Origin of the sequence: Flavobacterium sp. RSB2_4_14 (assembly GCF_051547085.1) — a bacterium.
Taxonomy (GTDB): domain Bacteria; phylum Bacteroidota; class Bacteroidia; order Flavobacteriales; family Flavobacteriaceae; genus Flavobacterium.
The window spans coordinates 123,081-138,141 of record NZ_JBPTTL010000002.1; the positions used below are offsets into that span (position 1 = coordinate 123,081).

Genomic DNA, 15,061 nt, shown 5'->3' on the forward strand with positions numbered 1-15,061 from the left:
ATGAAAAAAATATTCATTTTATTATTAGTATCAAACACATTATTCGCCCAAAAAAGTTTCAGTGAAGGGTATTATATTGATAATTTAAATAACAAAATTTCTGGATTTATATTATTTAATAAAACAACTAATACTCCAACTGAATTTCAATTTAAAAAGAGTATGAATTCTGAGATTGTATTTTTAAATATTGAAAACACGAGAGAGATTGTATTTGAAGAAGATAAAATAATATTTGAAAGATTTCAAGTAACCTATGATAAAGAATCTGTAAATTATGCTGACGTCTTAAGAAGAATTAATCCTAAAATTGAACCCGAAACAAAAACTTTATTTTTACAAAAGTTAGTTGATGGAGATGTTTCACTTTATTTAGTAACCATTAACGACTTTAAAAGCTATTACATAAAGAAAAAAAACGAAGAAAACGTTACTTTACTTGAATACAAAAAAATATTTAATGATGGAAGTGTCAGAGAAATTACAAACTACAAAAAACAACTTTCAGAAAACTTATTATGCAAGAAGTTAACGTTAAATAACTTTTTAGCTGTTGATTATAAAGAAAATAAGTTAAAAGAAATAATAAATAAAAATAATACTTGTGATAGTGTGTTTTTTAATTATGACACAATAAAGCATTCAAAAAAAATAATAGTAACTCCCTATGTTGATTATTCCTTTAATACCTTTAGTTATGAAAACTTCGGTATTAATGAAGATAAAATAAATAGACAAAATATTAATTTTGGTATAGAATTTTCTGTTCTTACCTCTGACATAAATAAAAAATTTGAAGCTTTTATTAGGATTTCTTTTGGTAAACATGACTTCACCTATGATACTGAAGCTGCCGACTTTCAAGATTTCACTCAATACTACACTACAACATTTGAACCTACAATTTTAAGCCCTGAATTGGGTTTTAGATATAATTTTGTATCAAATATAAAGTACAAGATTTATTCAAATCTTTCGTTTGGTTATTCATTTACAAATGATGATATTAAAGTATCTATTACTAAAAAGTACGATGAAAATCTTAATCTTCCAGACGAAAACGCAAATATAACTTATCAAACATACGGAGATAATTTTATTCAACTTGGCTTAGGTTACACTTACGATTGGAGATACGGATTTGAGATAAAATACAATCTAATGTCAAAAAATTATTTTGAAAGATATTATGATTATAGAACCAATCACAATACTCTTTCCCTATCTTTTAGATATTCAATAATTAAACCTAAATTTAGAAAATAATTTGACTAAAATAAAAACCATTTCCCATGAAACAATTACTGCTTTTTATTTTTATTACACTAAATTTTAGTCCTTCTGCTCAAACAGACGAATACTCAGGAACTTATAATTTACATATTGAAGGAAAAGATGGAAATATTTTAGATTATAACCTTGTATTAAATAAAGACCATACTTTTATGTTTGTTAGTTTCCAAAAGCTCATAGACATCAGAGGAGAACAAAATAAATATAATTACGGTAAAGGAACCTGGAAAGTAGAAAATAAAATTATTTATTTCACAACTGAATCTGCTGATTTAGATGAAAAGCATACTATGAATTTCACGGGTACAACCGCTAGAATTATCAAAAAATCTCCACGTGACACGTCCGATAAAGTTGTCCCAACATCACTTCAATTTTACAAATCCGAAATTTCTTTGATAGCCAATTTAAAACTTTTACTGAAGGGATAAAGTAAGAATTATGGAGTTAAATAAAAATTATTTGATCCGATAAAATCATTAATTTTTCTTAATTTTACTTAGAAATAAGAGAAATATTTCAACATTTCTTTTACTAAATTTATTTATCATGTCCGCAGCAGTAAAAGGAAAATCTATAGCCTTCAAAATTCTTAAAATTTTAGGGATTTTTGTTATCATAATAGGTGTTTTATATACAATTCTCGGAATTTATATTTCTTCTCGCCATACTGAAATCGTTCGGGATTTAAACAAAGCAGTCCATGAAAAATTCACCGGTGATATCAAAATTGGTGATGTTGAAATCCTTTTTTTCAAAGGTTTCCCCAATTTAAATGTAGAAGTCAAAGATGTTGTTGTTAAAGACAGTTTGTGGTATCAACATAGAAAAACGATTATCGATGCCAAAAGCATTTATGTCAAAGTCTTGCCTTGGTCTGTTTTACTTGGTAACATTGAAGTTAATACCATTACGTTAGAAAATGCAAAAATTGATATTTTCGTAGACAAAAATGGCTATAGCAATGCATCGGCTTTAACTCCAAGGAAAAAGGTGAAAAAAGATCCAAAATCAAAATCTATGTTGGACGTGGAAATTGACAACATAATACTCCATAATGTCAATATTGTTTCGGATAATAGTGTAAAAAATAAAAGTTTTGCCTTTGATACTGAAGACCTAAATATTAAATTAAAATTTCTTTCCAACGGATGGAATGCCAAAGTAAATTTGGTAACAAAAGTAAATAGCTTGGCTTTCAATACCACTAAAGGAAGTTTTGCAAAAGACAAAATCATTGAAGGAGAACTTAATGCCGATTTTAATAAAGAAAAAGGACAAGTCATTGTTCACTCTGACAAACTAACCATTGGTGAAACCGATTTTAAAGTGGATGCAGAATTAAGCGTTTCTCCCAATAATAGTAAATTTGGTATTCATCTTAACAGCGAGTCGATTTATTGGAAGAATGCTGCTTCTTTAGTTTCCGAAAACATAAGTGCCAAATTAAATAAATTTGACTTTAAAGAAGAATTCAGTGTTAAATGTGATATACTAGGCGATTTTAAAATAAAAGGCGAACCTTCTATTCACGTAATTGCCAATATAAAAGACAATGTGCTTACGGCATTAAATTCAGAAATACACGATTGCAATTTCAGAGGAGAATTTACAAATCACTACGCTAAAAATGTTATCAATGGCGACCCAAATTCAGCTATTTTACTTCATGATTTTAAAGGAAAATACAATGAAATACCTTTTATAACCAAAGATTTATCGATATTGAATTTAAAAAAACCAATTGCTTCGGGTTATATTGAGTCTAATTTTGATGTTGACAAACTAAATTCCATTTTTGGGAAAAAAACTTTCGAATTTAAAAAAGGAAAAGCCAAAATCAATGTGAAGTTCAAAAGCGATGTTGTTGATTTAAAAATATCAAAACCCTTTATTCTTGGTAATGTTGACATTGTGAATAGTGACTTTAGTTATATACCAGGAAATGTAAATTTCACAAACAATTCCATTCAATTGCAATTCAATACGGACAAATTAGTTGTTAAAAACATTACACTAAAAACAGAAAAGAGTGCTGTTGTTATGTCTGGCTATTCAGAAAATTTCATGAATTTGGTTTATGATAATCCAGAAAAAATTGTGCTCAATTGGAATATTAATGGTGAAAAAATTGATTTGGGCGGGTTTCTATTCTTCTTGAAAAGTATTAAAAAAACAAGTCCTAAAAAAATAAAAAATGATACTTCAAACGAATTACTAGAAAAAGCTTTGCATCACAGTGAAGTAGTGTTAAACTTAAATGTAAAACAACTCGTTTACAAAAAGTTTATTGGAAAAAATGCTATTGCAAAAATCTCACTTTTGAATGATAAAATTCTAATTGATGAAGTGTCGATAAAAAATGGAAAAGGAAGTTATAAAATCAATGGAATTATTAGCAATATTGGATCAAAAAAAGCCTTTAACATTCGGGCCAATGTAACCAATAGTGATATTTCTGAATTGCTAAATTCCTTTGATAATTTTGGTTCTACCATGATGAATTCAAAAACCGTAAAAGGAACTGTAAACCTAAAAACTAATTTAATCGGTTTTTTAAATGAAGGAAAGGGTTTGGATAAAAAATCGTTGTCAGGTTCACTCTATTTCACTTTATCAAATGCCGCACTTATTAATTTTGAACCTATTCAAAAAATAGGTAAATCCGTTTTTCCAAAAAGAGATTTCAATCATGTTACTATCGAAAATATGACTTGTGATGGAACATTAAAAAAAGGTGTTTTATCCATAAAACCTATGGAAATTAAAACAAGTGTAATGCAGATTGATGTTTCAGGAGATTATGGTTTTGCAGACGGAACAGATATGAAAGTTGGTGTCCATTTAAAAGATCCGAAAGTAAAAACAACAACGCAAAAGAATACTATTTTTAATTTAGACAACAGTAAAGGGATAATAGTATGGCTCAATGTTACTAATGACAACAATGGAAAAATGAAAATTGCTCCTGGCAGTAATAAGGCAAAACAAAAATCTTCCAATAATCCTTTGAAATAAGGTACATCAATTTTAATTTTTGTACTCTATATTTGTTGCATGTCAAAGTCCCTTTTTCAAGTCTTTAAAACTGATGTTTCAGGTATTGCTTTACCAGAAAAATTTACGTTCCCGTTCTATTACGAACCACATGAATTGAGCGTAATCACTGCAAAAGCGTTGCAAGATTATCTTGAAACTCAAACCGATTTTGTTCACAATTTTGGGTTAGATACTTCACAAGACGGATTGGCTATTGGCAAGATGTTTGGTGTTTTAGTAGTTCAAAATCAAAACAAAGAATTGGGATATCTTTGGGCTTTTTCTGGGAAATTGGCAGAGCAAAATCATCATCCTTTATTTGTACCCACTGTTTTTGATATGCTACAGGAAAATAGCTATTTCAAAAAAGAAGAAGCCATTCTCAATCAATACAACCATCAAATCGAAAAATTGGAAAATGATAGCGACTTTTTACTCGCCAAAAAACAATTAGAAACTACAAAAGCACAAGCCAATAAAGAACTTGAAGAACAAAAAACATTGATAAAACGTAACAAAAAGTTACGTGCCGAAAAGCGAAAAACCCTTTCCATTGATGATGCAAATCAGCTCAATAAAGAAAGTCAAGACGAAGGCATTTTGCTCAAAAAAATGTCACAATACTGGAATTATACTATTGAATCGGCAACGGAAGCAGTTGCAATATTTGCCAATCAAATCAATAAACTCAAAGAAGAACGCAGACAAAAATCGGCCACGTTACAACAAAAATTATTTACTGAATATGCTTTTTTAAATCAATATAAAGAACTTAAAAGTTTGGGTGAAATTTTCAACGGAAATCCTCCAGCTGGTGCTGGCGAATGTGCTGCGCCAAAGTTATTGCATTATGCCTTTCAACATCAGTTAAAACCCATTGCTATGGCGGAATTTTGGTGGGGACAATCGCCTAAATCTGAGGTTAGAAAACACGGTCAATTTTATCCTGCTTGTACTGGAAAATGCGAACCTATATTGGCACATATGCTCCAAGGAATTCCTTTGGAAGAAAATCCCTTTAACACAAATCCTGCAGCAGGAAAAGAATTAAAAATCGTTTTTGAAGATGAATTTTTACTCTTAGTCAATAAACCTGCTGAATTTCTCTCTGTTCCAGGAAAAAAAATTACCGATTCGGTACAAACTAGAATGAAAAGTAAGTATCCTAATGCTATGATTGTCCATCGGTTGGACATGTCCACATCGGGATTGCTATTAATTGGAAAAACTCCCGAAATTTATAAAAAACTACAAGCACAATTCATCAAAAGAAAAGTTTCAAAACGTTATGTTGCTTTACTAGATGGATTATTAGAGGAAGAAAATGGTGTGATAGATTTGCCTTTGCGAGTAGATTTAGACAATCGACCTAATCAAATAGTTTGCTATGAACATGGCAAACCAGCACAAACCAAATGGGAAGTGATTGAAAGACGAAACAATAAAACCTTGCTCTACTTCTATCCTATCACTGGACGAACGCATCAACTTCGGGTTCATGCTGCGCATCCATTGGGTTTAAACACACCAATAGTAGGTGATGACTTATATGGAACGAAATCCAATCGTTTGCATTTACATGCCGAAAGTATTACTTTTACTCATCCTATTTCGGATGAAATTATGACAATTTCGGTCGAAACTGATTTTTGATTGCGATGAAAACAATTTTCCTTTTTTTACTATTTGGTTTTCAAATAGCATACTCCCAAGAAACTTTCACTAGAAAAGACACCCTTCAAGGTGGATTACCTTTTGAACGAACGTGCTTTGATGTGTTGCGCTATGATTTGAATATCACTGTAAAACCAGAAGAAAAATGGATTTTCGGAGCTAATGAAATAACATTTAAAATAATTGAACCAACCAAGAAAATTCAACTGGACTTGTTTGAAAATATAATTATTGATGGAATTTCATCTATAAATTTTGGAAAATTAGAATGGAAACGAGAATACAATGCAGTTTTTATAAATTTCAATAATTTACTAGAAAAAGACTCAATTTACACCATTAAATTTTCATATTATGGAAATCCTATAGTTGCTAAAAATGCACCTTGGGATGGTGGTTTTGTTTGGAACAAAGATCAAAACGGAAAACCATTTATAGGTGTTGCAGTACAAGGCACTGGAGCAAGTTTATGGTTTCCTTGCAAAGACTCACAAAGCGACGAACCCGATTTTGGTGTCACTATAAAAGTAGCCGTTCCAAATGATTTAATGAATGTTTCTAACGGAAGATTTATGGGTTCAACAGATTTAAAAAATGGTTATACACGCTGGGATTGGGAAGTTAAAAATCCTATTAACAATTATGACATCACTGTCAATATTGCCGATTATGTTCACATTCATGATAATTATAAAGGATTGGATTTAGACTATTATGTATTGCGCGAAAATGAAACAAAAGCCAAAATTCATTTTGAGGAAGTAAAACCAATGATGGATTGTTTCCAAAGTAAATTTGGCGAATATCCATTCAAGAATGATGGATACAAATTAGTCGAAACTCCTTATTTAGGTATGGAACATCAAAGTGCTGTTGCTTATGGGAATAAGTACATGAAAGGTTATTTAGGAGATGACTTATCAGGAACAGAAATTGGATTAAGCTTTGACTATATTATCATCCATGAAAGTGGCCATGAATGGTTTGGAAATAGCATTACATCCAGAGATATTGCTGATTTGTGGATACACGAAGCTTTTACCATGTATAGCGAATCAGTTTATGTAGAATGTCAATTGGGTTATGAAAAAGTAATGGAATATGTAAATGGACTTCGATATAGTGTAGAAAATGACAAACCTATAATTGGTTCTTATGGAGTTAATAATGAAGGTTCAGTCGATATGTACTATAAAGGTGCTTTGATGTTAAACACAGTTCGTCATGTGATCAATGATGATACAAAATGGTGGAAATTACTATTCGATTATTACAATACTTTCAAATATAAAATAATTGATTCAGAAACCGTCATCAATTTTTTTAATAAAGAAAGTGGGATGAATTTAACCCCGATTTTTAATCACTATTTACAAAAAACAACAATCCCAAAACTAGATTTAAAAATTACAAAAGGAAAATTAGATTGTCGTTGGACAGATGTTGATACAAGTTTCACTATGCCAATTGATGTCATAATCAATAACAAAACAATAAGAATTGATCCAAAAAGTGAATGGACTTCAACAAAAATAAAAATTAGAGATATTAAAAAAGTTCAAGTATTGACCAATCATTTTTATGTTTTAACCAATCAATAGAATAAAAAAACGCACTGAAAATTTATATTTAAGTGCGTTTTTTTTATTTACGAAAGTGACTCTTTCCTCATAATTTTTCCTGTCGCCGTATCTTTAAATCTAGGAACAAAAACAACTGCTTTAGGTTTTTCATATTTATCTAAATCTTCGTATAGATTATCGTTGAAATCCCGTTTTTCACCTTCCACCACGAGTATTACTTTTTCGCCTAATTCTTCATCTGGTTGTGAAGAAATGAAAAAACGTTGCTCAATTTTACTCACTAATTTTTTCTCAATTTGTTCTGGAATTAGTTTAATTCCTCCACTATTAATCACATTATCAATTCTTCCCAAGAAGATAAATTGGTTTTCATTGACTAACTCTACTATGTCATTGGTAATAATTACTTCAGTCGATATTTTTGGTGCGTGAATAACCAAACAATTTCTATCATCATAAGAAACCGTAACATCTGGTAAAACAGTAAATGCCTTTTCGCCTAATTTTCGGGCAGCAATATGAGTAATCGTTTCCGTCATTCCATAGGTTTCATAAACTTCAGTTGGTAGCTTGAGTAATTGTTTTTCCAATGTTTTGTTAACGGCTGCACCACCAATTATCAATTTCTTAACTTTTTTCAACTCTTGAATTGAATTTTGAGCTTGCAATGGAACCATAGCCACAAAATCGAAATTGATTTCATTATTGCGCAAAGGATGTGAACTTGGCGCTACAAATTCTAAATCAAGACCTAAAATCATAGCACGAACTAACATCATTTTTCCGGCTACATACTTCACTGGCAAACATTGCAAGGCACTATTTCCGGGTTGTAAATCAAAAAAATCACCCGTTGCGATAGCAGAATTGACCATCGCTTGTTTTTTTACAATTACCGTTTTTGGTTCACCTGTCGAACCAGAAGTAAACATTTCGATATAATCTTTGCTATCAAACCAGTCTAAAAGAAAATCACCTACTGGTTTTTCAAATTCCTCGCCTTCTTTGATAAAACTGTAGGCCACGCGGCATAAATCTTCTCTATTAAGATGAAAACCATTCAATTTAAATTGATTATGCACATTTTCGTAGGTTGGAGTATTCATTATTTTAATTATTTGTATTTGAATTAATTATAAAGTATTTATTTCGATTTTTCCAGTTAGTTTTTCTTTCCAATTGGTCCAATTGTATTTTTTACTAAAGATAAATAATAGCATTGGAAAAATAATAAAAATTGGCGCTAAAATTTCCAAGCCAACTGATGGCATTGAGTTATCTTTTAAAATAGAATGCGTTTGAAAAGCTGACCAATCAGAAGTAACGAGCAATGCACCTACTAAATTATTAGCTGCATGAAATCCAAGTGCTAACTCCATTCCATTATCCATCAGCGTAATTATACCTAAAAATAAACCCGTACCAATATAGTATACCAAAATGATGTAACCCATTTTTTCAACCTCAGGATTAGCAATATGCAACGTTCCAAAAATAACCGATGTCATTATTAACGGGAACCATTTATTCTTGGCCAATAAAGCAAATCCTTGCATTAAATAACCTCTAAAAACATATTCTTCAGTGCTGGTTTGAACAGGAATTAATACAATTCCAATTAGAGCTAAAATTAGAAAAGGAATAGGTTTAAAATTGACCTCAAAACCTGCGGGATTTGAATAGTATAAAAATAACGTAGAAACAATCGTAATTACACTCCAAATTCCAAAGGAGAAAAACACTCTTCGCCAATCCACTTTTTCTCTTGAAGTAGTAACTGATAATAAAGTTTGTTTGTGAAAATTTTTAACCACCAATACGATTGCAAAAAAAGCAAACACAAAAGAAAGTAAGAGCAGAAATAAAGTTGTATTTGGTTCTAAAAAAGTCATTATTTCACTTTCATTCGTCGGAAAACCTTTTCCTGACTTAAAAGATTTTATTAAAACAGCAACCATTAAGGGAATTTGACCAATGGTAGAAGCGAGAATAATCAATACTGAACCTAGTATGTATTTCCAAAATTTATTTTCGGGTAAAAACCCATTTTCTATAAACATGAATATCAAAATTTTTATTTCGACTAAATTAACTTTTTTCTACTAATATCAATTACTTTGTAAAAAAATTAACTATGTTACAAGTACTTCATAATCCAAGATGTGGAAAGTCGAGAAACTGTCTAGCTTTTCTAAAAGAATCTCAAAAAGAGTTTGAAATAATAAATTATTTGGAGAATCCTCTTTCTACTGAAGAAATCAAAACTTTACTTAAAAAATTGAATTACAAACCAATAGAATTGGTTCGTCAAAAAGAAACTATTTGGAAAGAAAACTTTAAAGGAAAATCTATTACCGATGATGCTATTATAGATGCTCTAGCAAAGTTTCCTATCCTAATCGAAAGACCAATAGTAGTTGATGGTGAAAAAGCCATAATTGGTAGAGAAATTCAAAAGTTAAATGATTTTATTTAACATTCAGTTGGGAATATAAGTTATACAATCTATTTAATTTTGCACCATAAAATATAATTTGTATATACAAATATGAAAAAAATTAAAAAAATTTCCTCGTACATTTTACTTTTGATTTCAGTAATAAGCTATGGCCAACAAAAACCAGAACTTTCTAAAATCACTATTAGTGGTACTATAATCGAAGCTGTGAGCAAAAAACCTTTGGAATATGCTACTATCACCCTTAAAAACACTACTAATCCAAAAATAATTTCTGGAGGTATAACTGATGGAAAAGGAAATTTTTCCATTGAAGCATCACCTGGAACTTATAATATCATATTTGAATTCATTTCCTTCAAACCATTTGAGTTGAAAGAAAAACAATTAACTGCCAACACTAATTTAGGGAAAATAAGTTTAGAGGAAGATTTTACGCAACTAAACGAAGTCGTTGTTCGTGCCGAAAAGACTACTGTTGAAATTAAATTAGATAAAAAAGTCTACAACGTAGGGAAAGATTTAATGGTAAAAGGAGGAACAGTTAGTGATATATTGGACAATATTCCATCTGTTTCTGTTGATGTTGAAGGAAATGTGAGTTTGCGTGGTAATGAAAATGTTAGAATTTTGATAGATGGAAGACCATCAAATGCCATTAATATAACTGAAGCATTACGATTAATTCCTGCAGACGCTATAGACAAAGTGGAAGTAATCACAAATCCATCTGCTCGATATGATGCAGAAGGTGGTGGTGGAATATTAAATATTGTACTTAAAAAAGGGAAAAATCAAGGATTAAACGGAACCATTATTGGAACTGCTGGTTATCCAGAAAACACGGGTTTAAGTGCCAATATTAATTACAAATCAAAAAATTATAATTTATTCACTACTCAAGGATATAATAGTAGAAATAGTCCCGGAAATGCTATCACCAATTCAAGATATTTAAACCCAGACAATACTACTAAAAACTACATGAACGAAGAAAGAGAAAACGATCGTTTCAGTAATAGTTATAATAGTGTTCTTGGCATAGAATTGTATTTAAATGAAACTACTAGTTGGACAAATGCTATAAATTACAGAAATAGCAATGGAAATAATCGTGATGATGTAAATCAATTTTATTATGATGTTAACAATGTTTTTGAATATACTAGAAATCGTCTTAACGAAGAAGACAGTAAGAGTGAGAACATAGAATTTACGTCAAATTTCATTAAAGATTTTAATAAAGATGGACATAAATTAACCGCTGACTTTTCAATTTCTGACAACAAAGATAATAGTACAGCACTTATTACTGATACTAATACCAATACATCAACCGTTGTAATTGATGATAGTACCAATGATCAAGAACAAAAAAGAATTTTACTTCAAACTGATTATGTATTACCATTTGGTAAAGGACAACAATTTGAAGCAGGTTATCGTGGTAACTTTTTAGAATCAACTTCAGATTATAATGCAAATCGAAATGGTGCTCCTATTAGTGAGTTTACAAACATTTTGGAATACAACGAAAAAGTAAATGCTCTTTATTCGCAATATGGATTTAAAGTAAACAAAACGTCGGTATTATTTGGACTTCGTTTTGAGGACTCCAATATTGATGTAAATCAGTTAGGAACAAATGATTATAACAATAAAAAGTATAGTGACTTTTTTCCAAGTGCTTTTTTCACTTACGAATTATCAGCAGAAAGCAGTGCTTCGGCTAGTTACAGCAGAAGAATTCAACGACCAAGAGGAAGACAATTGAATCCTTTTAATAGTTTATCAAGTAATGTCAACATTTTCGTTGGAAACCCTGATTTAGATCCTGCTTACACAGATGCAATTGATTTTGGTTACATCAAAAGATGGTCAAAATTAACCTTTAATACTTCAATGTATATCAATAAAACTTCTGGTGTATTTCAATGGGTAAGACAAGAAACTGATTTGGAAGATAATGGAATTCCAATCATTATAACAACACCTATTAACTTAGCTACAGAATATAGAGCAGGATTTGAGTTTACGCTCAATTATTCTCCCTACAAATGGTGGAGATTAAATGGAAATTTCAATTTCTTCTACAATGAAACTGATGGTGACTATACTTACACTAACAGCAGTGGTGCTGAAATTTATCAAAATTTTGATTTTAAAGCAACGTCATGGTTTGCAAGGATAAATTCAAAAGTAACTTTACCTTATAAAATCGATTGGCAAACTAACATGACTTATAATGGTGAACAGAAAAATGCGCAAGGTAGAAGTCTTGGTATTTTTGGAATGAACTTAGCTTTCAGCAAAGATGTTATGAAAGATAAAGGAACTATTGCATTCAACATTAGCGATGTATTCAATTCTAGAAAAAGAATTTTAGAAAACTATTTAGATGGTGTAGTTGATGCTTATAGCGAAAACCAATGGAGAGTAAGACAATTTACGGTATCCTTCACCTATCGTTTCAATAAACAGAAAAATGAAAAAGAGAGAAGACCAAAAGGTCAGCAAGAAGATGGCGGAGATTTCCCTGGATAATAAAACTAAAAAAGCCCCGAAATTCGGGGCTTTTTTATAACATATAGTTTGTAACTATGCTGTTTGCTCGGCTTCTTTTTTTGCTTTTCTTTCTTGTAGAAATTCTCTAACACCACCAAATATCCAATAAGGAACAATGAAAGTGATTAAGAACATCATCAACCAAAAACCAATGGTTAAAATGGTTAAGAACGCTAAGAAACCTAAATACTGTTGAAATTCAAACATGTTTTCCGGAATTTTTTGAATTATACGCAAATGTATGAGTAATATTTAAGGTAACCAAAAAACAAAATCAATTTTTATTAAATAGTTTTTATGCGTAATTTTGCAATGCTTTTTTAAGAGCTGTTTTCAGCTTTTTTACACAATCCAAACATAAAATTAAACAACAAACAAATAAACATACACAATGGAATACAGAATTGAAAAAGACACAATGGGTGAAGTAAAAGTTCCTGCCGATAAATATTGGGGAGCACAAACTGAACGTTCTAGAAATAACTTTAAAATTGGTCCTTCGGCTTCAATGCCAAAGGAAATCGTTGAAGGATTTGCCTATCTAAAAAAAGCTGCTGCTTATGCTAATTGTGATTTAGGCGTTTTATCAATTGAAAAAAGAGACGCCATTGCACAAGTATGTGATGAGATTCTTGCAGGAAAACTTAATGATGAATTTCCATTGGTAATTTGGCAAACAGGTTCAGGAACACAAAGCAATATGAATGTGAATGAAGTTATTGCCAATAGAGCACAAGTACTTGCTGGTTTTAAAATTGGTGAAGGTGAAGCTGTTGTAAAAGCTAATGATGATGTCAATAAATCGCAATCTTCAAATGACACTTTCCCAACAGGAATGCACATTGCTTGTTATAAAGCTGCGGTAGAGACTACCATCCCTGGCGTTGAAAAACTTCGTGATACTTTAGATGCTAAATCTCGAGAGTTCATGAATGTTGTGAAAATTGGAAGAACGCATTTAATGGATGCAACACCTTTAACTTTAGGACAAGAACTTTCGGGATATGTTGCTCAATTGAATTATGGTTTAAAAGCACTTAAAAATACATTATCTCATTTATCAGAAGTGGCACTTGGTGGAACAGCTGTTGGAACAGGATTGAACACTCCTGTAGGATATGATGTTAAAGTAGCCGAATATATTGCCAAGTTCACTGGTCATCCATTTGTAACCGCACCCAATAAATTTGAAGCATTAGCTTCTCATGATGCCATTGTTGAATCACACGGTGCTTTAAAACAATTGGCAGTATCATTAAATAAAATAGCTAATGATATTAGAATGTTAGCCTCTGGACCACGTTCAGGAATTGGTGAGATTTTGATTCCAGAAAACGAACCTGGTTCTTCTATCATGCCAGGAAAAGTTAACCCAACGCAATGTGAAGCGCTAACTATGGTTTGTGCTCAAGTAATGGGTAACGATGTGGCTATATCCGTTGGAGGAATGCAAGGACACTATGAATTAAATGTTTTTAAACCTGTAATGGCTGCTAACTTTTTACAATCTGCACGATTATTAGGTGATGCTTGTGTATCTTTTGAAGAACACTGTGCTAGTGGTATTGAACCAAATTATACCAGAATAAATGAATTAGTAAACAATTCACTTATGCTTGTAACGGCTTTAAATACTAAAATTGGTTATTATAAATCAGCTGAGATTGCTCAAACGGCACATAAAAATGGTACTACTTTAAAAGAAGAGGCTGTTCAACTAGGTTATGTTTCGGAAGAAGATTTTGATTTATGGGTAAAACCAGAAGAAATGGTTGGAAGTTTAAAATAATAAATAGCAAAAACCCACTCAATTGAGTGGGTTTTTCGATCTGTCAAAATCAAACAAAACAATAATCAAACTATTTTGGGGTTACACATGTTTACTGTTTTTTCATAAACATGTTGGTGTAATATTTTCTTCCTGTTTGAGTGTCGGTGGTCACTGATATTCCAAAGTGTGTGTAATCACCTTCGATGTTGGCTTTGTGAGCTGGACTATTCATCCACGCACTAAAAGCACTCTCGGGCATTTGATAATTATAAGCTATATTCTCGCCTACTCTTTCAGCGCCTAAAACTTGAATAAGATTGTCTGAGCGTTGTTGAAAATAATCATGATTTACCACTTTATTATCAATCATGTAGATATTGTGCTCTTCTGATTTGTAGGAGATGTGATTCACAACTTCCAAGGGATTTAAGCCAATGCTTTGACGGTGATTGTTAATTAGTGTAACTAATTTTAATTCCGTATCGTTGTAATTATAAGTAGTTACAACTCTTTTGTCTTGTGCTGTTTCTGATGTTTCATCAGAGGAACAAGATACCATAGTGAACACGATTGCTAACGGCAACAATGCTCTAAACATTTTTGCTTTCATAGTAGTAGGTTAAGTTTTTTTAAAGTAGATGTGGGGCAAACACTTTAAGGTTAATAATTTTGACAGAA

At 31.1% G+C, this 15,061-nt stretch carries 12 protein-coding genes; 8 read left to right on the forward strand and 4 right to left on the reverse strand.

The window, feature by feature from the left end:
• The 5 genes from ACSVH2_RS06600 to ACSVH2_RS06620 all read left to right on the forward strand — a co-directional run bounded on the left by ACSVH2_RS06600 (position 1) and on the right by ACSVH2_RS06620 (position 7,607).
• Complete coding sequence (locus ACSVH2_RS06600; protein ID WP_438092371.1) at positions 1-1,266, forward strand: hypothetical protein; 1,266 nt, start codon at positions 1-3, stop codon at positions 1,264-1,266.
• Positions 1,267-1,292: 26 nt separating this feature from the next.
• The gene (locus ACSVH2_RS06605; RefSeq protein ID WP_438092372.1) at positions 1,293-1,724 is read left to right on the forward strand and encodes a hypothetical protein; all 432 of its coding nucleotides are present in this window, start codon (positions 1,293-1,295) and stop codon (positions 1,722-1,724) included.
• 118 nt (positions 1,725-1,842) lie between these two features.
• Positions 1,843-4,311, forward strand: coding sequence for a DUF748 domain-containing protein (locus tag ACSVH2_RS06610; RefSeq protein WP_438092373.1), 2,469 nt, complete (start codon positions 1,843-1,845; stop codon positions 4,309-4,311).
• Between the two features lie 39 nt (positions 4,312-4,350).
• Positions 4,351-5,985, forward strand: a complete 1,635-nt coding sequence (locus ACSVH2_RS06615; RefSeq protein ID WP_438092374.1) for an RluA family pseudouridine synthase — start codon at positions 4,351-4,353, stop codon at positions 5,983-5,985.
• Positions 5,986-5,990: 5 nt separating this feature from the next.
• Positions 5,991-7,607, forward strand: coding sequence for a M1 family metallopeptidase (locus ACSVH2_RS06620; protein ID WP_438092375.1), 1,617 nt, complete (start codon positions 5,991-5,993; stop codon positions 7,605-7,607).
• Between the two features lie 47 nt (positions 7,608-7,654).
• On the opposite strand, the gene ACSVH2_RS06625 is transcribed toward ACSVH2_RS06620, so the two are convergent.
• Both ACSVH2_RS06625 and ACSVH2_RS06630 read right to left on the reverse strand, forming a co-directional pair.
• Positions 7,655-8,695, reverse strand: coding sequence for an AMP-binding protein (locus ACSVH2_RS06625; protein WP_438092376.1), 1,041 nt, complete (start codon positions 8,693-8,695; stop codon positions 7,655-7,657).
• Positions 8,696-8,722: 27 nt separating this feature from the next.
• The gene (locus ACSVH2_RS06630) at positions 8,723-9,649 is read right to left on the reverse strand and encodes a CPBP family intramembrane glutamic endopeptidase (RefSeq protein WP_438092377.1); all 927 of its coding nucleotides are present in this window, start codon (positions 9,647-9,649) and stop codon (positions 8,723-8,725) included.
• 74 nt (positions 9,650-9,723) lie between these two features.
• Here ACSVH2_RS06630 and ACSVH2_RS06635 point away from each other — a divergent pair, with 74 nt between their 5' ends.
• Both ACSVH2_RS06635 and ACSVH2_RS06640 read left to right on the forward strand, forming a co-directional pair.
• On the forward strand, positions 9,724-10,065 hold the full coding sequence (locus ACSVH2_RS06635; protein WP_438092378.1) for an arsenate reductase family protein: 342 nt from the start codon (positions 9,724-9,726) through the stop codon (positions 10,063-10,065).
• A gap of 72 nt (positions 10,066-10,137) precedes the next feature.
• A complete protein-coding gene (locus ACSVH2_RS06640; protein ID WP_438092379.1) occupies positions 10,138-12,591 on the forward strand; it encodes a TonB-dependent receptor domain-containing protein in 2,454 nt (817 codons plus the stop codon).
• 54 nt (positions 12,592-12,645) lie between these two features.
• Here ACSVH2_RS06640 and ACSVH2_RS06645 read toward each other — a convergent pair whose 3' ends face one another.
• Positions 12,646-12,819: a hypothetical protein gene (locus tag ACSVH2_RS06645; protein WP_438092380.1), complete on the reverse strand. Its 174-nt coding sequence runs from the start codon at positions 12,817-12,819 to the stop codon at positions 12,646-12,648.
• A gap of 184 nt (positions 12,820-13,003) precedes the next feature.
• Between ACSVH2_RS06645 and fumC the strand changes: the two genes are divergently transcribed.
• Positions 13,004-14,401 carry a class II fumarate hydratase gene (gene fumC, locus ACSVH2_RS06650; RefSeq protein ID WP_438092381.1) on the forward strand — a complete coding sequence of 466 codons (1,398 nt, stop codon included), beginning with the start codon at positions 13,004-13,006 and terminating at the stop codon, positions 14,399-14,401.
• 91 nt (positions 14,402-14,492) lie between these two features.
• On the opposite strand, the gene ACSVH2_RS06655 is transcribed toward fumC, so the two are convergent.
• Positions 14,493-14,993 (reverse strand): CAP domain-containing protein, encoded by a 501-nt coding sequence (locus tag ACSVH2_RS06655; RefSeq protein ID WP_438092382.1) that lies wholly within the window; start codon positions 14,991-14,993, stop codon positions 14,493-14,495.
• Positions 14,994-15,061: the final 68 nt, after the last annotated feature.

Coding starts and splice junctions, on each gene's coding strand:
- ACSVH2_RS06600 (WP_438092371.1), top strand. CDS start 1: ATGAAAAAAATATTCATTTTATTATTAGTATCAAACACATTATTCGCC.
- ACSVH2_RS06605 (WP_438092372.1), top strand. CDS start 1,293: ATGAAACAATTACTGCTTTTTATTTTTATTACACTAAATTTTAGTCCT.
- ACSVH2_RS06610 (WP_438092373.1), top strand. CDS start 1,843: ATGTCCGCAGCAGTAAAAGGAAAATCTATAGCCTTCAAAATTCTTAAA.
- ACSVH2_RS06615 (WP_438092374.1), top strand. CDS start 4,351: ATGTCAAAGTCCCTTTTTCAAGTCTTTAAAACTGATGTTTCAGGTATT.
- ACSVH2_RS06620 (WP_438092375.1), top strand. CDS start 5,991: ATGAAAACAATTTTCCTTTTTTTACTATTTGGTTTTCAAATAGCATAC.
- ACSVH2_RS06625 (WP_438092376.1), bottom strand. CDS start 8,695: ATGAATACTCCAACCTACGAAAATGTGCATAATCAATTTAAATTGAAT.
- ACSVH2_RS06630 (WP_438092377.1), bottom strand. CDS start 9,649: ATGTTTATAGAAAATGGGTTTTTACCCGAAAATAAATTTTGGAAATAC.
- ACSVH2_RS06635 (WP_438092378.1), top strand. CDS start 9,724: ATGTTACAAGTACTTCATAATCCAAGATGTGGAAAGTCGAGAAACTGT.
- ACSVH2_RS06640 (WP_438092379.1), top strand. CDS start 10,138: ATGAAAAAAATTAAAAAAATTTCCTCGTACATTTTACTTTTGATTTCA.
- ACSVH2_RS06645 (WP_438092380.1), bottom strand. CDS start 12,819: ATGTTTGAATTTCAACAGTATTTAGGTTTCTTAGCGTTCTTAACCATT.
- fumC (WP_438092381.1), top strand. CDS start 13,004: ATGGAATACAGAATTGAAAAAGACACAATGGGTGAAGTAAAAGTTCCT.
- ACSVH2_RS06655 (WP_438092382.1), bottom strand. CDS start 14,993: ATGAAAGCAAAAATGTTTAGAGCATTGTTGCCGTTAGCAATCGTGTTC.